General features: G+C 52.2%; 18 protein-coding genes. 13 read left to right on the plus strand and 5 right to left on the minus strand.

The features are described from left to right. Positions 1 to 82: 82 nt before the first annotated feature. From HHO50_RS07625 to tsaD, 4 genes are all read right to left on the minus strand, one after another. Positions 83 to 1,150, minus strand: coding sequence for a mandelate racemase/muconate lactonizing enzyme family protein (locus tag HHO50_RS07625; RefSeq protein ID WP_181305415.1), 1,068 nt, complete (start codon positions 1,148 to 1,150; stop codon positions 83 to 85). After that, positions 1,147 to 2,223, minus strand: a complete 1,077-nt coding sequence (locus tag HHO50_RS07630) for a DUF1611 domain-containing protein (protein WP_181305416.1) — start codon at positions 2,221 to 2,223, stop codon at positions 1,147 to 1,149. Before HHO50_RS07630 ends, HHO50_RS07625 begins: the two co-directional genes overlap by 4 nt. A gap of 93 nt (positions 2,224 to 2,316) precedes the next feature. Next, a complete protein-coding gene (locus HHO50_RS07635; protein ID WP_255478646.1) occupies positions 2,317 to 3,813 on the minus strand; it encodes a M14 metallopeptidase family protein in 1,497 nt (498 codons plus the stop codon). 316 nt (positions 3,814 to 4,129) lie between these two features. Next, positions 4,130 to 5,134, minus strand: a complete 1,005-nt coding sequence (tsaD, locus tag HHO50_RS07640) for a tRNA (adenosine(37)-N6)-threonylcarbamoyltransferase complex transferase subunit TsaD (RefSeq protein ID WP_181305417.1) — start codon at positions 5,132 to 5,134, stop codon at positions 4,130 to 4,132. A gap of 120 nt (positions 5,135 to 5,254) precedes the next feature. Between tsaD and HHO50_RS21520 the strand changes: the two genes are divergently transcribed. From HHO50_RS21520 to HHO50_RS07700, 12 genes are all read left to right on the plus strand, one after another. Beyond that, on the plus strand, positions 5,255 to 9,802 hold the full coding sequence (locus tag HHO50_RS21520) for a translocation/assembly module TamB domain-containing protein (RefSeq protein WP_181305418.1): 4,548 nt from the start codon (positions 5,255 to 5,257) through the stop codon (positions 9,800 to 9,802). Positions 9,803 to 10,240: 438 nt separating this feature from the next. After that, positions 10,241 to 12,061 carry a serine hydrolase gene (locus HHO50_RS07650; RefSeq protein ID WP_181305419.1) on the plus strand — a complete coding sequence of 607 codons (1,821 nt, stop codon included), beginning with the start codon at positions 10,241 to 10,243 and terminating at the stop codon, positions 12,059 to 12,061. A gap of 873 nt (positions 12,062 to 12,934) precedes the next feature. Then, complete coding sequence (locus tag HHO50_RS07655) at positions 12,935 to 13,834, plus strand: ABC transporter permease (RefSeq protein WP_181305420.1); 900 nt, start codon at positions 12,935 to 12,937, stop codon at positions 13,832 to 13,834. 14 nt (positions 13,835 to 13,848) lie between these two features. Next, a complete protein-coding gene (locus HHO50_RS07660) occupies positions 13,849 to 14,070 on the plus strand; it encodes a DUF3098 domain-containing protein (RefSeq protein WP_181305421.1) in 222 nt (73 codons plus the stop codon). Further along, positions 14,071 to 14,913, plus strand: coding sequence for an undecaprenyl-diphosphate phosphatase (locus HHO50_RS07665; protein WP_181305422.1), 843 nt, complete (start codon positions 14,071 to 14,073; stop codon positions 14,911 to 14,913). After that, positions 14,913 to 15,623 carry a tRNA pseudouridine(55) synthase TruB gene (truB, locus tag HHO50_RS07670; RefSeq protein ID WP_181305423.1) on the plus strand — a complete coding sequence of 237 codons (711 nt, stop codon included), beginning with the start codon at positions 14,913 to 14,915 and terminating at the stop codon, positions 15,621 to 15,623. Before HHO50_RS07665 ends, truB begins: the two co-directional genes overlap by 1 nt. Further along, on the plus strand, positions 15,601 to 16,527 hold the full coding sequence (locus tag HHO50_RS07675) for a bifunctional riboflavin kinase/FAD synthetase (RefSeq protein ID WP_181305424.1): 927 nt from the start codon (positions 15,601 to 15,603) through the stop codon (positions 16,525 to 16,527). The genes truB and HHO50_RS07675 overlap by 23 nt, the downstream gene beginning before the upstream one ends. 93 nt (positions 16,528 to 16,620) lie before the next feature. Continuing rightward, positions 16,621 to 17,025 carry a hypothetical protein gene (locus tag HHO50_RS07680; protein ID WP_181305425.1) on the plus strand — a complete coding sequence of 135 codons (405 nt, stop codon included), beginning with the start codon at positions 16,621 to 16,623 and terminating at the stop codon, positions 17,023 to 17,025. 102 nt (positions 17,026 to 17,127) lie between these two features. Beyond that, positions 17,128 to 17,841, plus strand: coding sequence for a CoA transferase subunit A (locus tag HHO50_RS07685; RefSeq protein WP_181305426.1), 714 nt, complete (start codon positions 17,128 to 17,130; stop codon positions 17,839 to 17,841). 98 nt (positions 17,842 to 17,939) lie between these two features. Continuing rightward, positions 17,940 to 18,296: a four helix bundle protein gene (locus HHO50_RS07690; protein ID WP_181305427.1), complete on the plus strand. Its 357-nt coding sequence runs from the start codon at positions 17,940 to 17,942 to the stop codon at positions 18,294 to 18,296. A gap of 113 nt (positions 18,297 to 18,409) precedes the next feature. Next, positions 18,410 to 19,066, plus strand: a complete 657-nt coding sequence (locus HHO50_RS07695; protein WP_181305428.1) for a 3-oxoacid CoA-transferase subunit B — start codon at positions 18,410 to 18,412, stop codon at positions 19,064 to 19,066. 218 nt (positions 19,067 to 19,284) lie between these two features. Further along, entirely contained in the window at positions 19,285 to 20,838 is a 1,554-nt protein-coding gene (locus tag HHO50_RS07700) for a bifunctional GNAT family N-acetyltransferase/carbon-nitrogen hydrolase family protein (RefSeq protein ID WP_181305429.1), read from the plus strand. A gap of 178 nt (positions 20,839 to 21,016) precedes the next feature. Here HHO50_RS07700 and HHO50_RS07705 read toward each other — a convergent pair whose 3' ends face one another. After that, complete coding sequence (locus HHO50_RS07705) at positions 21,017 to 21,904, minus strand: hypothetical protein (RefSeq protein WP_181305430.1); 888 nt, start codon at positions 21,902 to 21,904, stop codon at positions 21,017 to 21,019. Between the two features lie 150 nt (positions 21,905 to 22,054). Between HHO50_RS07705 and HHO50_RS07710 the strand changes: the two genes are divergently transcribed. Further along, complete coding sequence (locus HHO50_RS07710; RefSeq protein ID WP_181305431.1) at positions 22,055 to 23,356, plus strand: oligosaccharide flippase family protein; 1,302 nt, start codon at positions 22,055 to 22,057, stop codon at positions 23,354 to 23,356. Positions 23,357 to 23,581: the final 225 nt, after the last annotated feature.

The raw sequence follows: 23,581 nt of genomic DNA on the forward strand, positions 1-23,581 counted from the left end.
GACTTCCATTTTCTTTCACGGGAAGAGAGCACAGAAAGAAAACTCATTCTGTCATTCTCCCAAGCATTCAATCTCTCACTAACTAAACCCTTTCTACTCCCAAGCCGGGTTTTCCGTTGGGGCGCATGATGCCGTTTTCCAGGATAAACCCACCAGACACCACATCGCGGGCCAGGTCTAGGCTGCCGTCCAGGTCAATGTAACGGGTGTTGGCGCAGGAAAAGGCCGCGTGCAGGGCCGCTGAGATGCTGATGATGCTTTCATCGTTGCAGCCCCACATCAGGCTGATGCCCGCCTGTTGCGCAATGGTGCCAATCTGACGGGCAGCGTACACCCCGCCGCATTTCATCAGTTTGATGTTGTAGATGCCACAGGCGCGGGGCGATTGGGCCAACTGAAAAGCATCGGCCGGAACCAATAGAGATTCATCGGCGGCCACCAGGTCTTTCACCGCGTCTGGCAACTCCCGCAAATCATCTATCATGGGGGCGGGAAGTGGCTGCTCAATCAACTCAATGTCCAGGGGCTGGGCTTGGGTACAGAAATTGGCCAGGTCATAGCTTGTCCAGCCCTGGTTGGCATCAATCCGGATGGTGACGTTGTTGCCGTGCGCTTCACGGAGTTTTACCAGGCGCTCCAAGTCCCGCTCCACAGTTTCGCCCACTTTTACTTTCAGGTGCGTAAAGCCGCGGCCCACGTATTCTTCGGCCTCCGCCAGGGTCTCTTCCACAGACTTGATCCCAATAGTGATGGACGTAGGCAGAGACTCCAATCGCTGGCCCAGGAAAGACACCAGCGGCACGCCCAGGTATTTTGAAAACACATCATGCAGGGCAATGTCCAGCGCCGCCCGGGCGGCAGGATTGCGGGGGAGTCGCTGCGGCAATTCATCGCAGAGTAACTGGAAACTGCGGATGTCCTGCCCCATAAGCCACTCCAGGTTCTCTGGTTGGAGCACGGCCCAGGTTTCAGCGAGCTTCTCTCCTACCACCTCTGAGCTGGGGTTTCCGGCACCTAAACCGGTCAATCCATTTTCGGTGACAATCTCCACCAACACATTCTCTACCGCAGAAACCGTTTTAAAGGCGATGGTGTACGGGCGGGTTAACTCCAGATTGGTTTTCCAGACGTTGATTTCCTTTATCTTCATACGGCAGCGGCTCCCTCCTTCTCCAGCACTTGTTTTACCAGGTCAATGATTGGGCCTACCCCGTCTTCCAGAGGAAGGATCACCGGCAGCCCCAACTCTTCCTGGTATTGCTTCTGGTACGTGCGCGCTTGTTCCAACGTGAGCCCGGCGGTATTCAGGGTTACGGCTAACACCTGGGCCCCATACAGTTCTATCAATTGGATCTCGGTGGAAAGGGGCGGGATTTTGAAGCCGAGTACCTCATTGTCATCAAAGTACACGCGGGCGGGCGCGTGTTGCAGCACCACATATTTCACCTGACCAGACACCAGGTACTCAGAACCGCAGGGGCCGCTGGGGTTCCGCAGGGCCGCCTGCCCTTCTACAAAGAAAACATCAGGCTGGTGCTCTTCATAGCTGGACAGAATAGCGTATTCCAGCTCGCCCGAAACAAAGTCGTTGTAGGTGGAGTCCAGGATAAAACCTTTGCCGCGGCCCTGCATCCAACCGGTTTGCCCCGTGAAAATCATCTGCGCTTTCAGTCCGGCGGCTTCGGCGGCTTGCGTGAGCAGACGCGTGGTGGTGCGTTTTCCCATCCGTACATCGGTACCTAACACAGCTACGCGCGGGGCCGGAATGTCTTTGATCTTTCCCGTCCAGAAATGCAGCTCGCTTTTGGGTTTGGGTTTGCGCACATCAATCAACTGCACACCGTGCTCCTGCGCCAAGGCGGCCAGATCAGGCATATCGCTCAGGTACTCGTGCAGGCCGCTCACAATGCTCATTTTCTGGCGGATGGCCTCAGAAATGGTCTGTTTCATGCTGGCGGGCAGTTTCCCGCCCTTCGGGGCGATGCCCACCAGGCAGTACTGCGCGGTTTCAGGGCTGTTTTCCAGAAAATCAACCAAATCTGCGTACACCGGGATGTCGCGTTTTTTCCCGTCTACTACTTCTCCGGCATCCTGGCCGGCAGAAACAGCATCTATGACGCCAATGATTTTGAACCGCTCTGTGCCTCTGATAAGGCCGTGCGCTGTTTTAGCCGGATACTGATGTAGTAATCCGTTGGTGAGGATAATGGCATTTCCGTCCATTGTTTTAGCTAGGGTTTAGGAAGAAGGTGAATAATGCGAACATAATTGTTTAATGGCCAATTTCTTAAAAACAGCCTCAAAACGGAGAGATGCCTATAAAACCAGACCATGAAAAAGAGCGGGTTTAGGTTTGCTGAGATCATAGATGAACCCATTCACGATGGCGTACCGCACCTGACCGTCTGGGGTTTTGAGCGTGAAGTTAGCCCCCCGGCCCAGGCCCAAGATGTGGTTGGCACTCCCAGATCTGGAGAGCACATTCATAGGCAAGTTTACCGGGTTCAAGCCTCGGGGAACCCGCTCTAGTTTGACGGTGGTGTAGCCCGCTTGCAGCAATTCCTTCGTCCGCTCGGGGGTGAGCGCCTCTACGTTCGCCAGCGGTGTGGCATAAACTTTTCCCGGGGTTAGGATAAGTTCATCGCCGTTGAGTTCTTCGTAGCTATTGAAGACGCTCATGTCGCCAATTTCCTCCACGGTACTGCGGTAATAGAATCCTTGCGGCGTATTGGCGGTGGTTTCATAGCGGTTGATCCCGATGTCTACCAACGTGTTGCGGCCTTTCTCGCGGTAGCGCACTTTCCTGAGTACCAAATCATACAGATACCGCTCATTCTGCGGAATTTTGAAGTAGTCTTTGCTGGAGTAGTCTTTGTATCCTTCTTCGCCAATTAGCTGCAAAGCGGCCAGAATAGCCGCAAAGTTCACCTGCCGGATGTACTGCTTCTCGGGGTCGCCCTGGTACCCACCAGATTCAATCAAAATCAGGCTGGTGCCCCATTTCTGGATGTTATCGCCGAAGGCTCTGGGTTCATGCTCATCTGAGTACTTGGCCACCTGCCCCGGCAAAAACTGCTGGATACTTTCGTTCATGCCCACAATGGTGCGCATGGCCCGTTCCCGCACGTCGTTCACGCTCTGGGCATAATTATACGCCGGGGCCAGAAAGGAAATGGTGGCCGGCCGGCCGGTGGTACCTACCGTGTACAGCCTGCTTTGGTCATGCAGGTTAAACCCGAAGGAGGGATTGATGCTGTCGCGCAGGCTTTTCAGAAGTCGGGCCTCGGGACTCTGGAGCCGAAGGGCATCACGGTTCAGGTCAATCTCCAGGGCATTCCGGCGGGTGAACTTCTCGGCCCCGTCTGGGTTGAGCATGGGCACAAAGTAGAGCGTGTTGTTCTCCAGTATCTCCTGCCTAATGGGGTTCAGTTCGTCTGATGCCTGTAGAAAGTGGAAGATGTCCAGCAGCGCCATGGTGGCGGTAGACTCATCGCCGTGCATCTGCGACCAGAGCATGACCTTGTTTTTGCCGGTACCCGCTTTAATGAGGTAAATGTCTCGCTGTTCTACTGATTTGCCCGCCACCTGTACCTCAAACAGCGGATTCTGTCTCAATTTCTCCAGCAACGGCACCAAGTCTTTATGTTTAAACCGGCGGGTAGAGATACTGGCTTCTTTGTACCGGGCATGTTGGTCAAATACTTGCCGCGCCATTTTTGCGGTTTCGCCGTTCTGCCCCGAAACAAAGCTGTTTTGGCACTGCGCCCCCAGAAGTGTCATGAATGATAAAAGGTAAATAAGGAGTTTCCGCATGGTACCACAGTTTTTAAGTGGTGCACCTTAGCCACCCAGGGCAAGCGTTTCCCTCTGGTAGTGGCTAAGGCTGTTCAGGGCGTCAATGTACCTACGAATTCTGGGTTACGGAAAAGTTTTTAGCAGAATTTACTTTACAGAGGGCTCTGTAAAGCATTTACTAAATCAGAAGGTATCAGTCGATCTTCCCGCCTGAAGACTTCGGAACCTATTTAGTTAAGTATTTGAGCAAAATAAAACATACATTCTGTCATTCTGGAAGGATCCGTTTTCAGCCTGATTTCTCCAAAACAAGCCTAAAACAGCCTCCCTACTCTCACACCTTCAGCCTTGGGTCTGGGCTGGCGTATTGGGTGGTGAAATCTCCGGCCAGGTATTGGTAATGGGCGGCCATGGCAATCATGGCGGCATTGTCTGTGCAGTATTCAAAGGCGGGCAGGTACACGTTCCAGTTGTGTTTTTGGGCGTATTCCTGCAAAGTAGCCCGTAAACCGGAGTTCGCGGAGACGCCTCCGGCAATGGCGATTTCTTTGATGTTCTGCTCTTTGGCAGCCAGCACCAGTTTCTTGAGGAGCGTCTGTATCAAAGCCCACTGGATGCTGGCGCAGATATCTGGCAGGTTGTGCTGCACAAAGTCCGGCTCGGCGGCGGTGTTCTTCTTCACGAAGTTGAGGATAGACGTTTTAATACCGCTGAAGGAAAAATCATAGCCCTCCATGTTCACGATGGGGAAAGAGAAACGGTTTGGGTTACCGGTGGCGGCTATTTTGTCCAGCATAGGGCCGCCGGGATAGGGCAAGCCCAGCAGTTTAGCAGACTTGTCAAAGGCTTCACCCACGGCGTCATCGGTGGTTTGGCCCAATACTTCCATGTCCAGGTGGCTGCGCACGAGCACAATCTGGGTGTGGCCGCCGCTCACGGTGAGGCAGAGAAACGGGAAGTTGGGTTGGGGCGCGTCAATGAAATGGGCCAGAATGTGGGCCTGCATGTGGTTCACCTCAATGAGCGGCAGATTCAAACCCAGGGCGAAGGATTTGGCGAACGAACAGCCTACCAGTAAGGCTCCTAAAAGTCCGGGGCCACGGGTAAAAGCCACCGCATCTAATTGGCTTTTTGCTATATTTGCTCGTTGAAGCGCCTGAGAAACCACTGGGATGATGTTTTGCTGGTGCGCCCGCGAGGCTAACTCTGGCACCACGCCGCCGTATTGCTCATGGATTGCCTGCGTGGCTACAATGTTGGACAACACGCGGCCGTTTTGAATGACAGAAGCCGATGTTTCATCACAAGACGATTCTATTGCTAAAATTGTAGGGTTCATATTCCGTTGGAGACGCAAGACCAAGAAGAGACGCAAGAAAAAAAGAAAAACTACCCGCAAGTTATAGCAAAAGCTCTGTTAAAAATAATTCTGGGCCTGCTAATACTAACGGTAGTGCTGGTGGGTGGCCTCGCCCTGGCCTTGCGTTTTCCGGCCGTTCAGACCAAAGTAGCCCAAAAAGCCGCCGGCATTCTCTCCCAAACCATCCACCACCAGGTGACCATTGGCCGCGTAGACATTGAGTTCTTCAAGAGCGTGGTGCTCACCAACGTGCGGGTGCTGGACCGCCAGAAGAAAACGCTTTTCTACATCGGCGAAGCCGATGCGGACATCAGTTTTTTCCAGCTCTTCAAATCTGACCGTTGGCACATTCCCTTGTTTGGAGACCGGGAAATTTCTGTTCCCACGGTCAAATTCCAACCGAACCGGTTGCACATTGCTTCGCTGGCCCTCACCCAACCCCAGGCCAACCTCATTCAGTACCAAGGGTCAGATACCCTGAACATGAGTACGTTCATTAGGGCGTTGTCTAACCTGGTGACCAAAGACACCACCAAGGCCAAAACCCCCTTCTACTTTAAGATTGACGAGATTGTGCTCAAAGACGGGCATTTCAGCTACCATAACTACAACAAGCCCTTCGCGGCGTACGGGTTAGATTACCAGCACATGGATCTGGAGCGGATTAACGGCCGTTTTTCAGAAATCAACATCAAAGGAGACACCATCCAGACGGTGGTCACCAGCCTTACCACCATGGACCGGAAATCCAAGACGTACCTGAAAGACCTGGACACGCGCATGACCTACGCCTCCAAGTTCTGGGAATGGGACAACCTGAACATGCGCGTAAACAACAGCCACCTGGCCAGTTACGTGCGGTTTGACTACAACACGTTCAGCAACTTCAAGCAGTTCAATGACAGCATGAACGTGACCGCCACCTTTGACAGCACGTACGTGAACTCAGACGATATCTCCTTGTTTGCCTCGGTACTCAAGGACTGGGATGAGGAAGTGCTGGTGTCGGGCAAGGTGAAGGGCAAGGTCAGGAACTTTCGGGCGCAGGACATAGACGTGCGCTACGGACAGCACACCCACATCACCGGCGATATTTCGGCCGACGGCCTGCCTAATTTCAAGAACACCTTTGCCGATCTGGTGTTGGGGCCCAGTACCATCAATGCCCGGGACATCAAGAAGTTCCTGCCCAAGAAGGCCTATGAAATGGCGGCCCGGGCCGGAACGGTGAAACTGGAGGGCGAGTTCACGGGGTTTTACAATGACTTTGTGGCCAACGGTTCTTTCCAGAGTGCGCTGGGAAATGTGGTGTCAGACATCAACCTCAAGTTTGATAAAAACAACTTTGACCGCTCGGCGTATCGGGGCTATCTGCAGACCAGTGGCTTTGACGTGGGCGGTTTGCTGGGCGACCGCAGTGTTATAAAAAGGGTGGCCATGAACGGGAAGGTACAGGGCAGCGGCTTCAGTTTGGCCACGGCTAACCTGAACCTGGACGCGACCATCAACGCGATTAACATCAACAATTACAACTTCCGTAACATAGTGGTCAACGCAGACCTGAGCCGCCAGACCTTTAACGGCGACTTCAGCATCAATGACCCCCACCTGAAAATGTCGGCCTCGGGGCAGATTAACCTGCAGAACAACCGGCAGGTTTTTGATCTGAAAACCAACATCCGCACCGCCGATTTGCGCGCCCTTGGGTTCACAAACCAAACCATTGTGCTTTCCACCGCCGCCGATGTTGATTTCACGGGCATTAAACTGGATGAGATTGCCGGGCTCGCCCACTTCAGGAACACCACGCTGGCGTACAATGGCCGCCAGGTAGCCATTGACTCGCTGACCATTGAATCGCATTTCCATGACGGCATTCGGGAACTGCACGTGGGGTCTGAGGTGCTAGCCTTGCAGGCGGGCGGCAATTTCCTGTACTCCAGGTTCTTCCAAGATCTGCAAACCCTGTATGAAGAGTACCGCCTGAACCTGGAGAACAACCCGGTTAAAATCGTGAACTATTATCGCCGTAAATCTCCCGCTCCACCCGCCGACTATGAAGTAGACCTGGATGTGAACCTGCGGGACGTAAACCCGGTGTTGCACGCGTTTGCCCCAGATATTTCCATCTCCAACTTCTCTACGCTGGAAGGCACTTTCCGGAGCGGGCCTACCACCATGCTCACCCTCATCAGCCGGATTGACACCATTCTGTACGGCAAAAACGAGTTCTACCGCAACCACATTGAGCTAACGTCCTCCAAGCTCTGGAACACCCCAGATGTACTGGCCAACGCCATCATCACCTCTGAGCGGCAGAAACTGGGCAACGCCGGTAATACCGAGCAGCTGTACGTGGAAGGGGTCTGGAATGAGCGCCTTATCAATTTCTCCAGCAACATTGCCCAGAGCGGCACCACCAACCGCGCCAACATCAGCGGGAACGTGTCGTTTGAGCAGGATCAGATTCAGGTGGTCTTTAACCGCTCCAACATCAACGTCCTGGACAAAGTCTGGACTATCTCCCCCAACAACACCATCGTCTTTGATGACGGGGCCCTGCGGTTCGACAACATCACTTTATCCAATGGCCCGCAGAGCGTGAACGTTTTCGGGGTACTTTCCAGAAATCCGCAGGATCTGCTTACCGTGAACCTCTCCAACTTTAGGCTGGAAAACCTGAACCCGCTGCTGCCCGACAAGATTGACGGCCGCCTGAACGGCGAACTGCAACTAAGGGATATCTACCATGAAGTGAACCTGTCTTCCACCTTAACGGTAGACACCTTTCTGCTGGGCAATCAGTTAATTGGCAACGTGGCGGGCACCACCAATTGGGACAATCGCCTGCGGCGGATGAACGTGGACTTGGGCATTAGCCGCGATGACAAGAAAGTGCTGTCGCTCACGGGTACCTACAACCCCAGCGGCGGCAACGAGGAACTGGATTTGCTGGCCGTGCTGGACGATGCCCATCTAAGGATTGTGGAGCCCGTTCTAAAAACCATTATGTCTGACCTGGGCGGCACCATGGACGGGCGGGTGCGCATCTCGGGCCGGCTTTCGGGGCCTATCTTAAAAGGGTCCGTGATGGTGACTGAGGGGGCCTTTGTGTTCAATTACCTCAACACCCGGTACACCTTCTCTGACCGGGTTTTCTTCTCTGAGAACGATATCTCTTTCCAGAACGTGCGCATACGCGATATTTACAACAACACGGCCATATTAAACGGCGGGGTTTTCCATGACGGCTTCCAGAACATGGTACTAGACCTTAAAGCCCGCTTCAACAAGTTCATGGTGCTGAATACCACCCGGGCCGACAACCCCCTGTATTACGGCACCGCCTTCGCCACCGGCGAGGTAACCGCCCTGGGCTCTACCTCTAACCTACAGGTCAACATCACCGCCCGAAGCGAGAACAACACCAATATCTCTATTCCGCTGGACAACACCACGGCCCTGGAAAGGCAGAACTTTATCACGTTCGTGAACAACAACCCCGCCAAGCAGGACACCGCCGCCACGGCCGCCGTTCCGCTGGTGAAAAAAGGGGTGGATCTGAGTGGCATCCGGCTCAACTTCAACCTGGACGTAAATGAAAACGCCTACATAGAGTTGATTTTTGACGAACGTACCGGTGACATTATCAGGGGGAAAGGCCGGGGCAACATCCGCATGGAAATTGATACCCGGGGCGAATTCGCCATGTACGGAAACTACGAAATTGTGCAGGGTCGCTACAACTTCACTATGTTGGGCCTCATTAACAAAGAATTCAACGTGCGCCCCGGCGGCACCGTCACCTGGAACGGAGACCCGCTGGAAGGCCTTTTGAAGATTACCGCCACCTATACCCAGCGGGTTTCCCTGGCTCCTATCTTAGCAGATTTGAACGAACAGGAACAGCAGTCTGCGGCGGCCCGTACCCGCTATCCGGTTACGGCCGTAATGGATCTGGACGGCCCGCTCACCACGCCCCAGATCAGGCTGAACCTGGAGTTCAATGACACGCCCAGCCTGCTGGAAGACCAGATTACCCGTTACCTGAACAACATCCGGAACGATGAACAGGAACTGAACCGCCAGGTCTTTTCCCTGCTGGCGTTCAAACGTCTATCGGCGCAGGACGAGTTACAGGTGGGCCTGGGCGTTGGGGATTTAGGAAGCAGCGTGGGCGAGTTGTTCTCCAACCAGCTCAGTTACTGGCTCTCCCAGATTGACACCAACCTGGAAGTAGACATTGGGGTCAGCGGCTACGGAAACCAGGTGCTGGACGACGTGCAGTTGCGTTTAAGCTATACCTTTTTGGAGGGCCGCCTGAAAGTAACCCGCGAGGGCAGCGTGAACAACAACCGCTTAGGAAACAACCGCTCCACGGCCGCCGGCGACTGGTCTGTAGAGTATTACCTGAGCCAAAGCGGCCAACTCCGGCTCCGGGCCACCTATGAAACCACACCCCGCGACTTTGAAGCCAATGCCACCGCCAGCCGCCAGACCATAAGCGTGCTGCACCAGGCCAACTTTGACACCTTCGGGGAGCTGTTCCGGCGCCGGAGACTAAGCAAACGCGCCCTACGGGCCGCCGAAAGAGAACGCATGCTCCGGTTAGAAGACGATGTCCGCACCCCCATTCAGGATCTCTAACCTGTTTACGGGCCTTTTTCTCTTCGCTCCTCTTGTTCTACCTGCCCTTTCACAAGAGATAGCTTCCCCCCCCCTTAGCCGACTCTCCAGTAGAGATGCGTTTTGGGGCTGTTTTGCGGAAAACGGGCCGGAAACGGCGTAGACACTCGTAGGAACTGCGCACACTCTACGAGGTCTTTTGGAGCAGGCGGTATGGCAGGGAGAGCCAAAAAAATTTCTAAGCATCTCATTACAAATCGCTTTCTTTTAGTAAACAGAAAGCAAAAGAAACCAACTACTAAAATTAACCTCACAAGGTTTCGCACTATTTGAAAGTTTATATTTTTTACCAATAAACTGACTTACATTACTTAAAATTGTTCTATAATTTAGCATTTCCAAAGAGCGGCGTCAAAGTGGCTGCTGGCTTGTGTTGGAGCATCTGCTTAAGACGATTATTTGAGAACAATTATTACGCTCCTCGTCAGTTTCATTACGCTTACCGCCTCCGCCCAAACGGGAATACAGGTACCCCAGTTAACTGGTTTTGATGCCACTATTCAGAAATTCATCAAGAAATGGAAGGTAACGGGGGCCTCGGTCGCCGTGAGCAGGGAGGGCAGGCTGGTATATTCCCGGGGGTTTGGCTATGCCGATGTCGCCCAAAGCACTCCTTTGCAGCCTCACCACCTTATGCGGGTGGCTAGCGTGTCCAAGATGGTGACCGCGGTGGCTATCATGAGATTGGTGCAGAACGGACGCCTTAGTTTGTCTCACAAGGTGTTTGGGCCGGGCGGTTACTTACAGAACGACTACTATGCCACCGGCACCACCGATGCGCGCCTGCGGGACATTACGGTACAGCACCTGCTGGAGCACTCGGCGGGCTGGGATCGTACCATAGGGTGTGACGGCTACGCGGGCTGCGACCCTATTGACTTTCCGGTGCACGTGGCGAAGGTTATGAAAGCGCGTAATCCGGTGGCAGACTCCACCCTTATCCGTTTTCTGCTGGTCAAGGGCCTTGATTTCGCCCCGGGCACCCGTTCAGCGTATTCCAACATTGGGTATCTGGTGCTGGGGAAAGTGCTGGAAGCGGTGACCCAGCAACCGTACGAGCAATGGGTGCAGGAGAATATTTTGCGGCCCAGCGGCGTACTGGAAGCGCATTTAGGCCGGAACTTACTCAAAGACAAGCTGGAACGCGAAAGTGAGTACCTGAGCAACTTCCGCATGGCTTCCTGCTACGGAACCAAAGAGCAGGTGCCCTCGGCGTACGGCGGCTTTAACCTGGAAGCCATGAACGCCCACGGCGGCTGGCTTTTCTCGGCCCGCGATCTGGTGCGCCTGCTGCTGTCAGTTGACGGCTTTTCTACGCAGCCTGATTTGCTGGATCAGAATACGCTGGCCAACATGGTGGAACCCTCCGCCATGCATCCGTGGCGCGCCAAAGGCTGGCAGGTGAACCTTCACAACAACTGGTGGGTCAACGGTTGTCTGGACGGCACCGCCAGTTACCTGGTGCGCACCAGCAGCGGCTACACCTGGGCCATCTTGCTGAACACCTACAACTCTACTGACGAGTTCTGGCAGGAACTGGATGAACTGGGGTGGAAATGCCTCAACACCGCCAATGGCTGGCCCATGCAGAACCTCTTTCCGCCCAACCAGAATGCAGCGCACCTCACCGCCGTTCCGTTAGATTCCATGACCACGCAACTGAACTGGGTTCAGGGCAACGGAAACCACCGCTTGGTTCTGGTTAAAGCCGATACGCCCATTTCAGCCTTCCCTCTGGATGGAACCCATTACACCGCCCACGACACCTTCGGCAAGGGAGCCCAACTGCCCGACGGCACCTTTGTGGTCGCCACTGAATCAAGTTCGTCCGCCCTCATTCGGGGTTTAGATCCGCTCCGGGCGTATCATGTCAGAGTGGTGGAGTATTACCAGAATGCCGCCACCGCAGATTGGCCCGTGTACACGCTGGAAGGCAATCCTACGCTCCTGCTCCACCAAAGCATCAATGCGCAGCAAAGGGCCATCGCCTCAGCCCCTGAGTTGTTGCTGTACCCCAACCCGGTTACTACCGAAGTTCGCGTGCAGGGCATCCAGAACCCGGTAGCCTATGAGGTGCGGAACGTGCAGGGTTCTACGCTGCGAACCGGTACGCTCTACCCCGGACAGGCCATCTCCACCCTCCAGTTTGCCCCCGGCTTGTATATCATCCGCCTCCGCGACCAGGGGCAGGACATTGTGCGTAGATTCGTGAAGCAATAAACCCGCATGAGAGTAGTTGCTCAGGATGATCAGATTTTATAACCGGCGTAGCGTCTGCTGGCGCCCCCGCCATCAGAGAGAATGCATTTTTAACGTTTTTTGGAGAAAGTAGCCCTAAAACGGCGTACCAAGGAAACGCGGCGTCCGTTCATGTGCCAAAATGAGGACTTCGTGGAAACGGCATTGGCACAGACGCTCGCACGTTTGGAAAACGCTGCGAGGCCTTTTGGGTAGGCGTCATTCCGTAAGGAACCAACTCACCCCTCCCAGGAGGGAAATACGCCTTTGCAGAGAGGAAAGGCAATGCGTGCTAGAGACAAGGCAGTGCCTGGTCTCTACAGGTTCCATCATCACCGCTTCTGCTACTTTCCCCAGTTCCAGTCTTCCCCGAGCGCGCCTCGCTTTTGGCCCTAGATAAACACCAACTAAGAGAGACAGACCGTGCAGGCCGAAAGGGCAGTGCGAGAGGGGAAGGCGGGGCCCCGCGGCCGTGAGCGCATACCGCCAAAGATGAAACAATACAGCACTTGCACCCACGAAACAAGCGCACAAGCCAAGGGAACAGCATAAGGCGTGCACCTGCTAACCTCCATTTAACAAGCAGATAAGCCAAAGGAACACCGTAAGGCATGCACCTGCCAATCCTCTCAATAAAAGCCATTTCCAAACAGAGACCAAAGCGCAGAAAAGGGCCAATAGCAGTATCATACCTCACAAATTCCCCATTTTGGAGCAGCCATTACAAGAGCAGCAAGGAATTATTCCCCATCTTTCACCTGCCGTTTCAAGGCTCTTTTTCAGAAATAAGGTTAAAAACGCCTACTCGGCCGTTCTTCTTCTAAATTATTACTATTTTTGTCGGCACACTTACCTATGGCTGCTAAACCGCTTAAACATACCCGCAAGAAGAAGCTCGGCAATTACCCGCATACCATGGTGATCTTCAGTATCACGTTGGCTTTGTTTGTGATTGGCTCTTTTGGGCTGCTGCTCATTTTTGCCAGCAAGCTCTCCAATCTGGTGAAACAGAACATTGAGGTACAGGTCTACCTTGACCGCGAGATCTCTCCCCTGGAGATTGAGAAGCTGAAAAAAACGCTGGGCCGAAAGGAATACATCGCCTATGAAGAAAGCCAGCCCATGGTTCTCTTCATGTCCAAAGAGCAGGGCGCCAAGGAATTCATTGATGAAAGCGGCGAAGACTTCCTGACCTTCTTAGGGGAAAACCCGCTCCGCGATGCGTTCATTTTGCGCATCAATCCTGAGTTTGCCACCTCTGAGCAACTCAAAAACATCAAACAAGACCTTCAGAATACGACGGGCGTGTACGAGGTAGATTACGTGGAAAGCCTCATTGACTCCATCAACCATAACCTGCGGCGGGTGAGCATTGTGCTGTTGGCGTTCGCGGCCATTCTGGTGCTGGTGGTCATCATTCTCATCAACAACACCATTAAATTGGCCTTGTATTCCCAGCGGTTCCTGATCAGGAGCATGCAGTTGGTGGGCGCCACTTCCTTTTTTATTCAGCGGCCCTTCCTGAACCGAGCCACGTTTCAGGGACTGGTGAGCGGGGCCATGGCCTCCCTCCTGCTTTTCGGATTGCTGCAATACGCCTACCACGAGATAAGCGAGCTATACCTGCTGCGCGATGAAAAACAGATGCTCATTCTCATGGCCGCTCTGCTGATTCTGGGTGGGGTGCTGGGCTTTTTCAGTTCGTACCGGGCGGTGAAAAAATACCTCCGGGCTTCTCTAGACGATTTATATTAAAGATAATATCCTGCATGGAAAACAAAAATCAGCCGAACTTCTCTTTTGGGCGCCGCAATTACCAGATCATGTTGGTGGGCTTGGTAGTGATGGGCATTGGTTTCATTTTGATGGCCATGGACTCTGCGCCGTACGGTTACGGTTTTCTGGGCCTGACCTTGGGGCCAATTGTCCTGGTGATTGGCTTCATCATTCAATTCTTCGCCATTCTGGCAAAACCGCGCAAAAACGTTTAGATGAGTATCTGGCAAGCCATCATCCTGGCCATAGTGGAAGGATTGACGGAATTTTTACCGGTTTCCTCTACCGGGCACATGGTGATTGCGTCCAGTCTTATGGGCATCAACGCGTTTGAGTTTACCAAGATGTTCACGGTCACCATCCAGTTCGGGGCCATCCTGTCGGTGGTGGTGTTGTACTGGAAGCGGTTCATCAACTCCTTTGATTTTTACAAAAAACTTCTAGTGGCGGTGATTCCGGCTCTGGCCATTGGCTTTGTGCTGAAGGATATTGTGAATGCCATGCTGGAACGCGTGGAGGTAGTGGCTATCAGTCTGCTGCTGGGTGGTATTCTGCTTATTTTTGTAGACCGCTGGTTTAAAGAGAAGGAAAACCCGGTGACCACGCCCAGTTACAGGAATGCCTTCATCATTGGCTTGTTCCAGTGTATCGCCATGATTCCGGGGGTTTCGCGCTCCGCTTCTTCCATCATTGGCGGACTTACCCAGAACATGACCCGCAAATCGGCCGCGGAGTTTTCGTTTTTCATGGCGGTTCCCACCATGTTGGCCGCCGCTACGTACGCGGTGCTCACAGATTTACTGCACCTGGAGATTTCAGACGTAGTCAAGTTTAACCTGCCCAAAATTCAGCAGGGCTTTGCGTCCATTACGCCGCAGGAGTGGCAGGTGCTCCTGATAGGAAACCTAGTGGCCTTTGTGGTAGCCATGGCCGCCATCAAGTTCTTTGTAGGTTTCTTAACCAAATACGGGTTCAAACTGTTTGGCTATTACCGCATAGTGGTAGGATTGATCATTCTCCTGTTAATGGCCTTGGGAGTTGAAATACAGATAGTGTAATGCAAGAAACTCCTTATGATTTTGAGGCGGGGGCTATCCTTCTGATGGACAAACCCCTCACCTGGACGTCTTTTGACGTGGTGAAGAAAACCAAGTTTTCCCTCCGCATCAAGAAAATCGGCCACGCCGGCACCTTAGACCCTTTGGCCAGCGGCCTCCTGATTCTGTGCACCGGTAAGTTCACCAAACGCATTGAAGAGATTCAGGCGCAGGAAAAAGAGTATACCGGTACCTTTGTGTTAGGCCATACCACGCCCTCTTTTGACTTGGAGACCGAAATTGACAGCACCGCTCCCACCGATCACCTGACCGAAGAAATGCTGCGCGAAGCGACGAACTCGTTTTTAGGGGAGATTGACCAGACCCCGCCCATTTACTCGGCGGTAAAGATTAATGGGGAAAGAGCCTACGCGTTGGCCCGCCGGGGCGAAGAGGCTGAAATCAAATCTAAACGCATCACCATTAAGCAATTTGAGCTCACTTCCATAGCGGGCAACCAAGTAGCGTTTAAGGTAGTATGCTCAAAAGGAACCTATATTCGCAGTCTGGCGCGCGATTTCGGCCTGAAATTGGGTTGTGGGGCGTATCTCTCCAAGTTGGTGCGTACCCGCATTGGGGAGTACCGGCTGGAAGATGCCATGAGCTTGGAACAATTGCAGGAACTCCGCGAAAAACAATTGGCGCACCATGATCGTCATCCGGGAGCTTAGTTTATTTCCTTCCCTTTCGCATGCCGTAGTTACGTCCGGCACGTTTGACGGGGTGCACGTGGGCCACCAGAAAATCCTTTCCAGGTTGATAGAAACGGCACGTCAGTGCGATGGGCAAAGTGTGGTCATCACCTACTGGCCCCACCCCCGCACCGTTCTAAACCCGCAAGACAATTCGTTACGCCTGCTTTCCACCATTGAGGAACGGATTGCCGCGCTCAGGGCCTTTGGGGTAGATTATCTGTTACTGCTGCCGTTCACGAAGGAATTCGCCCAGCTCTCCTCAGAGGAATACATCCAACAAATCCTTATCCAGACCATCCAGACCAAAAAACTGGTGATAGGCTATGACCACCGGTTCGGGAAAAACCGTGAGGGTAGCTTTGATTACCTGCAACAGAATGCCCAACGCTACGGCTTTGCCGTGGAGGAAATCCCGCGGCAGGACATTGATGCCGTGGGGGTAAGTTCCTCAAAGATCAGAACCGCCCTGGAACGCGGCGACGTTTCTACGGCCGCCCGCTACCTGGGCAGACCCTATTCCCTTACCGGAACCGTGGTGCAAGGCAAACAACTGGGCCGCACCATTGGGTACCCTACCGCCAATGTAGAACCCCAGGAGAAACTGAAGCTGGTGCCCGCCCAAGGCATCTATGCCGTTGCCGTTCAAACCCCTCAGGGTCATTTCAAGGGAATGCTGAGCATCGGTACCAACCCCACCGTGCAGGGCACCCACCAAACCATTGAGGTGAACATCTTTGATTTCGAGGCAGATCTGTACGGCCAGGAAATCACGCTCTTCTTTGTCGCCTATCTGCGGCCCGAAGAGAACTTTGACGGACTGGATGCGCTTACCCAACAACTCCACCAAGACAAACTCGCCGCCTTACAAGTGTTAGGATAAATCTGGTAAATCCGTAACTTCACCTCAGGCTTACACGATAAAGGCAGAGGGGAAGAAAGCTGGTGCTGGTTTTTCACTTAACCTACTTGTGCTATGTTCAGAAGCATTCTAGCCGTTCTAGGCGGAGCCGCGATTGGGGTTTTTACCATCAGTCTGGTGGAATACATGAGCCATCAGCTCTACCCCTTGCCTACGCAACTTAATCTTAATGACCGGGCGGCCATGGGCGCGGCATTAACGAATCAACCTGATGCGGCCTTGCTGCTGGTGTTGTTTGGCTATGCCATAGGTTCCTTTTTTGGCGGCATGGTGGCTGCCCGCTTCGCACGCTCCAGACGCGTAGCCCATGCGGTAGCCGTGGGTCTTCTGTTGCTGGTGATGGGCATTGCCAACTTATTCGCTTTCCCGCACCCGCTTTGGTTTGTGGTGGTTTCTCTGCTGCTTTACCTGCCCATGGCCTACTTTGGCGGCATGATGTCGGCCCGCCGCATTCCTTAACGCTGCGTTTTAGGGCTATTTTTCGTAAAACAGGCCAAAAACCCGCTCCTTTTGTTCGCTTTACAACTGATAAAATACACTCCACGCTTTTTAAATAATACGATGATCAATAAAGTGGTACAAGATGCCGCCTCGGCTTGCCAGGACATTCCAGATGGCGCGACGCTTATGCTGGGCGGCTTCGGGCTTTGCGGCATTCCAGAGAACTCCATCCAGGAGATTTTGCGCAAAGGCATCAAAAACCTGACCTGCATTTCCAACAATGCCGGGGTAGATGATTTCGGGATTGGGCTGATGCTACAGCAACGCCAGGTAAAGAAGATGATTTCCAGCTACGTAGGCGAAAATGCCGAGTTTGAGCGCCAATTGCTTTCCGGCGAACTGGAAGTGGAACTGATTCCGCAGGGCACCCTGGCCGAAAGAATTCGCGCGGGCGGCGCGGGCATCCCCGCTTTCTTCACGCCGGCCGGGTACGGCACCGAAGTGGGTGAAGGCAAAGAAAGCCGCGCGTTCCACGGCAAAATGTACCTCATGGAAACCTGGCTCAAAGCCGATTTCGCCTTAGTCAAAGCCTGGAAAGGCGATACCGCCGGCAACCTCATCTACAAAGGAACCGCCCGCAACTTCAACCCCATGATGGCCACCGCCGGCCGCATCACTATTGCCGAGGTGGAGGAACTCGTCCCCGAAGGCGAACTAGACCCCAACCAAATTCACACGCCCGGCATCTACGTGCAGCGCATTTTCCAGGGCAAAGACTACGAGAAACGCATTGAACAGAGAACCGTTCGGCAGGCGGAGCCTGCCTCTTCTTGATGTGAAGATTTGGAGATGTGGAAATTTGAAGATGGGGAGATGAGGAAATTTGAAGATGTGAGAATGTAGAGATTTAATAATGGCCTTATGATTTGAATATGGAGAAACCGCAGCCTCAGAATTTGGTTTTGAACCTGTCGCGTGACTTTTCAGTGGCTTTGATTGAATATGCCGAAGTGTTAGAGGCGCAAAGAAAATTTGTGGTTGCTAACCAGGTTCTGAAAAGTGGCACCTCCATTGGGGCCAACGTAAGAGAGGCGCAGAATGCGGAGAGCAAAGCTGATTTCATCCATAAGTTCAAAATAGCCGCCAAAGAAGCAGATGAAACAGAATATTGGCTTCTGCTTTGCCAGCGCGCTCCCACTTACCCAAACCCAGAACATCTTCAGAAAGCCCTTCAATCCATAAAAAAGATCATCTCCAAAATCATCATCAGTGCCAAATCAAAAAAATAAAACTTAAAGAGAGGCGCAGTTCATCTCCACATTTTCAATTCTTCAAATTTCCTCATCACCACATTTCCAAATCATCACATCTACACATCTTCTCATTTTCAAATACGAATAACATGAGTCTTGATAAACACGGTATTGCCAAAAGAATCGCCCAAGAAGTACAGGAAGGCTATTATGTGAACCTGGGGATTGGGATACCTACGCTGGTGGCCAATTACATTCCCGAGGGAATGAACGTGGTCTTGCAGAGCGAGAACGGGCTGCTGGGCATGGGCCCCTTCCCTACCGAGGAAGAAGTAGACCCAGATTTAATCAACGCGGGGAAACAGACGGTGACCACGCTACCCGGCTCGGCGCTGTTCAGCTCTGCCGAGAGTTTTGCCATGATTAGGGGCGAGCACGTGCACCTCACCATTCTGGGCGCCATGGAAGTCTCTGAACGGGGCGACATTGCCAATTGGAAGATTCCGGGCAAGATGGTGAAAGGCATGGGCGGCGCCATGGACTTGGTGGCCTCGGCCAAAAACATCATTGTAGCCATGCAGCACACCTCCAAAGACGGGCAGTCCAAACTTCTGAAAAACTGCAGTCTGCCCATTACGGGCTTGCAGTGCGTGAAGAAGATTGTGACTGATTTAGCCGTACTGGAAGTAACAGCAGAGGGGTTCAGGCTGTTAGAACGCGCGCCCGGCGTAACGGTGGAACAGATACAGGCGGCCACCGAAGGAAAATTAATAGTAGAAGGCGAGATTCCGGAAATTACTGTGTAAAACTATTTGTTACACAACGGCTCCTAGCCAATGGAACAGGGGTTGAAGGCTGTTTTTGAACTGTTTTCAGCAAAAGAAGCGCAAAACGCCGTATACGTCCTATTACCTCTGGGCTTTGCCGCCTTTTAAAGCTTTCGTAACTTTGAAGGAATGCCTTTCTGAGTGGCAGGTGGGAATCACCTGCGGCCGAAAGCGTTTTTAACCTGATTTTACCAAATATGAGTGAAAATACCGAGCATAAATTAATTCTTCGTCAGCTTACCACGTCTGATTACAAGGAAGTGAAACAAATCATGGAGCTGGTCTACACCACCATTGGCGGCTCCTGGACTCAAAAAGAATTCTCCTCCCTGCTGAAACGCTTCCCAGACGGGCAGCTCTGTATTGAGGACAAGGGCCGGGTAGTAGCCGCCGCGCTCAGCATCATCGTGAAATACTCAGAGTACGGCGATAAGCACACCTACGAGCAAATAACCGGCGGCGGTAAATTTGATACCCATGACGATGAGGGCGACACGCTCTACGGCGTAGATGTGTTTGTGCACCCAGAATACCGCAACCTGCGCCTGGGCCGCCGTTTGTACGATGCCCGGAAAGAGCTTTGCGAGAACCTGAACCTGCGGGGCATCATCCTGGGGGGCCGAATTCCCGGCTATAAGGAGCACTCAGACAAGATGACGCCCGGCAAGTACATAGAGCAGGTGCGGAACAAGGAGATTTATGACCCTATCCTTACCTTCCAACTCAGCAACGGTTTCCACGTCCGGAAAATCATTAGGGGGTACATGCCGCAGGACAAAGAATCCAAGGCGTATGCCTCGTTGCTGGAGTGGATCAACGTCTATTATGAGGAAAAGGAAACGCTGGTAGGCGGTACCAAACGCGTCGTCCGGATTGGGGTAATCCAGTGGCAGATGCGCCAGATGACCTCCTTGGAAGACTTTGAGCAGCAGGTAGAGTTCTTCGTGGACACGGTGAGTTCCTACAAAGCAGATTTGGTCATGTTCCCCGAGTTCTTCAATGCGCCTTTGATGGCTCTTTCTGATGAGAAGTCACCATCGGCCGCCATTAGAAAATTGGCTGAGTACACCGATGGCATTAGAGAACGGCTCATTCACCTGGCACTGTCTTACAACATCAACATCATTGCCGGCAGCATGCCCGAGTACATTGACAATAAGTTGCACAATGTAAGCTACCTCTGCCGCCGTGATGGAACGTATGACAAACAGTACAAACTGCACGTGACCCCAGATGAGTCACAATACTGGGGGATGCGCGGCGGTAACAAACTGAACATCTTTGAGACGGATTTCGGGAAAGTGGGTCTTCTCATCTGCTATGACGTGGAATTCCCCGAACTGGCCCGCATGCTCTCTGACCAGGACATGAAAATCCTGTTCGTACCCTACCAGACCGATACCAAGAACGCCTATCTGCGGGTGCGCCACTGCGCCCAGGCCCGGGCCATTGAGAACGAGTGTTACGTGGCCATCACGGGCAGCGTAGGTAACTTGCCACGGGTGGAGAACATGGACATCCAGTACTCACAATCAGCGGTCTTCTCCCCTTCTGACGTGGCCTTCCCGCACGACGCCATCATTGCCGAGGCTACGCCGAATACTGAGATGACCCTCATTGCCGACTTGGATTTGGATCTATTGAAAGACCTGAACACCACCGGCAGCGTAAGAAACCTGAGAGATCGCCGGAAAGACCTCTACAACCTGAGCTGGTTGCATCAGAAAGAAGATGATTTAACCGAGATTTAAGGAAAACAGCTGATAAACGGAAAGGCCGGTAAGTTACCGGCCTTTCCGTTTATCAGCTGTTTTCTTCAGAACTAACGCAAAAAAGCGAAACCTGATAAACGTAAAGCAGAGCGCTCGCTCGCGTCCCGCGAGCGAGTGAAAACAATACTTTTGATAACTACCCCATAAACCATTTCATTCATTTGGTTCTACGGGATTCCAGCCGTAATACAAGAAGAAGCGCCAGGGTAAACCCGAACAGCGTGCCCAGCGCTAGGTACCACTTCAGTTTTGGCCCAGACGGATGTAGAAGCGGCGCGAAGCCCACCACCACCTGCACCGTCTCCAGATTTCTTAGTTCCGCCTCTAAACCGGTTTGGGTCTCAAACAACGCCGCGCTCTGTTTGTACAGATTGGTAGGGTCTAGGGGCTCTCCGTAGACAAACCCATGGGCCGGGCCTCTAAGGTTCACCGCCGCCTGCTTCATACTATCAATGGAAGCGATATCCTGTTTCAGTTTGGCAACCATGGCCCGTAGCTGCTCCTGCCTGACTTGGGTAACCCTGGAAAAAAAAGGATTGCGTTGAAAATACCCTACCAGAGCCTCTTGAAAAGGAGCAAAGTACTGGTTGTCATACAACTCCACATCTACCCTAAACGGGGAGCCTTCCATGACACTATCCTGGGCCACCCTTACATGGTCAATACTGATATACCTGACAGATTTTACTTTGGCAGCTTCTTGGGGGGTAATGTGAAGATCAGCAGCTACCACGTCATGGTTGGCATCATTCACCAGCAAGGAAAGGCGGTTTACCTGGTCGGCAAAATATTCATTCCTGATTTTTGACGGAGCCAACGTGATAGAAGCCATGTAATAGGGCCGTTTCAACGAGCACAATACGTACCCCACGCCAATTCCTAACAGGGTCACCGCCAGCACCAGGAACCACCAGCGCAAAACCAGGAAAAATGCGCTTTTTATCTGATGCAGGGCTGATCTGAAAAAAGAGCCTAGTTTCCGGAAAACTATTCTCAGGTCTATTTCATCTGCAACTCTTTCCTCTCTCAGAGATGGTTTGTCCATGGGGCACCTACGTTGTACTAAAGCACTCAAAAATAGAAAAACTTTGTAGAATGTCCCCGAAAAGCTTTCCCGGGCCCGAGGTACTCCCAGTTGGTGCTTCCGTTTATTAAAGGCTACCTTTGCACCTATCCTTGACCCAACGTCTGTCCTTTGTTTAAAAACACCCCAAACGGCAAAGTGTTTATTGGCGGCAGAATCCTGCAGAACATGGCGTCACTTGGCTCCTTGCAGTTGCTTAATTTCCTGATTCCGCTGGTGCTCTCGCCGTATCTGGTACGCACCATCGGGCTGGAGAACTTTGGGCGGGTAATGGTGGCCCAGGCCATCATCACTTACTTCAACAACTTGACCGATTATGGATTCTATTTTACCGCCACCAAGGAAATCTCCCAAAACAGAACAAACAAAAGGGTAATTGGCGCGCTTTACAATGAGGTGCTCACCACCAAGTGTTTTCTGCTGGTTTTTAGTTTATTGCTCTTGCTGGGGCTCGTGGCCCTTTTCAGCACCCCAGAGACTAATCCGTCCCTTTATTTCTTGTCGTTCACGCTGGTCATAGGGCAGACAGTATTCCCGGTCTGGCTGTTTCATGGGCTTGAGGACATGAAGTTTATCAGTGTTGTGAATTCGGTCTCTAAAGTACTTTCATTGATGCTGATTGTTCTGTTTGTGACTAAGCCGGAAGACTATATTTACATCAATTTTTATTCGGGTTTAGGAACTATGTCGGCGGCCGCCTATAGCCTCTTCTTCATAAAAAGAAAATATGGCCTGGCTTTTCAACCTGCTACCTTCCACAAGGTACGGCACCATTTAAAGGAGGGGAAAGACATCTTCATCTCCAATTTAGCAGTTAACCTGTATTCCAACTCCAACATCCTCATCTTGGGCCTTTTTGCATCGGTTGAAATAGTGGGGTTCTACAGTGTGGCCGAAAAGGTCATTACCACGGTACGGCAAATGTTAAGTGTTTATTTCCAGGCCATTTACCCTACCCTGTGTACCCTGGTATCTAAAACGAAAAAGGAAATCATAGCATTTACCCTGCGCCTCCACTTGCCTTTTTTATTTTGCATTCTTTTGTTGTGTTCCGGCATCTATTACTTCTCAGATGAGCTAACCACTTACTTCGCGGGTAGTTCCATTCCAGAGATTCGTAGTCTTATACGGCTCTTAAGTTTCGTGCCGTTTATTGTGGCCCTGAATATTCCGTCTAACCAGTTCCTGCTTATTTACGGCTTCAAAGAAAGCTACAGAACCACCCTGCTCACCGGGACTTTCCTGAACTTACTTTTAAACTCCTTTCTAAGTTATTTCTATCTGGCCCAAGGCACTGCCCTGGCTGTTATCCTTACCGAAATTTTCATTACCGTAGGGCTGTTCACAGTCTTAGAAATCAAGAACCCCGTTTTTAGCCTACTTTTCTCAAAACAGGCATTAAACCAAAAATAACCCAGCAGTGATCTGGTGCAGCGAATGCTCTGGTTGAACATTTACATTGTCTCTTCTAGGTTTAAATGAAGGACTACTTTCAAAAATATTTTTTTTCCGAAAGCACCCGATTCTATCTTCGTTTTAGGGCCGATTTTAGGAAAATAGCCCGAAAACAGAAATTTTATATGGATAAATGCACCAGCAGATGTCTGCACTAGAAACAAAATTAAAAACGCTAAACAG

Source organism: Rufibacter sp. XAAS-G3-1 (genome assembly GCF_013623775.1).
Taxonomy (GTDB): domain Bacteria; phylum Bacteroidota; class Bacteroidia; order Cytophagales; family Hymenobacteraceae; genus Nibribacter.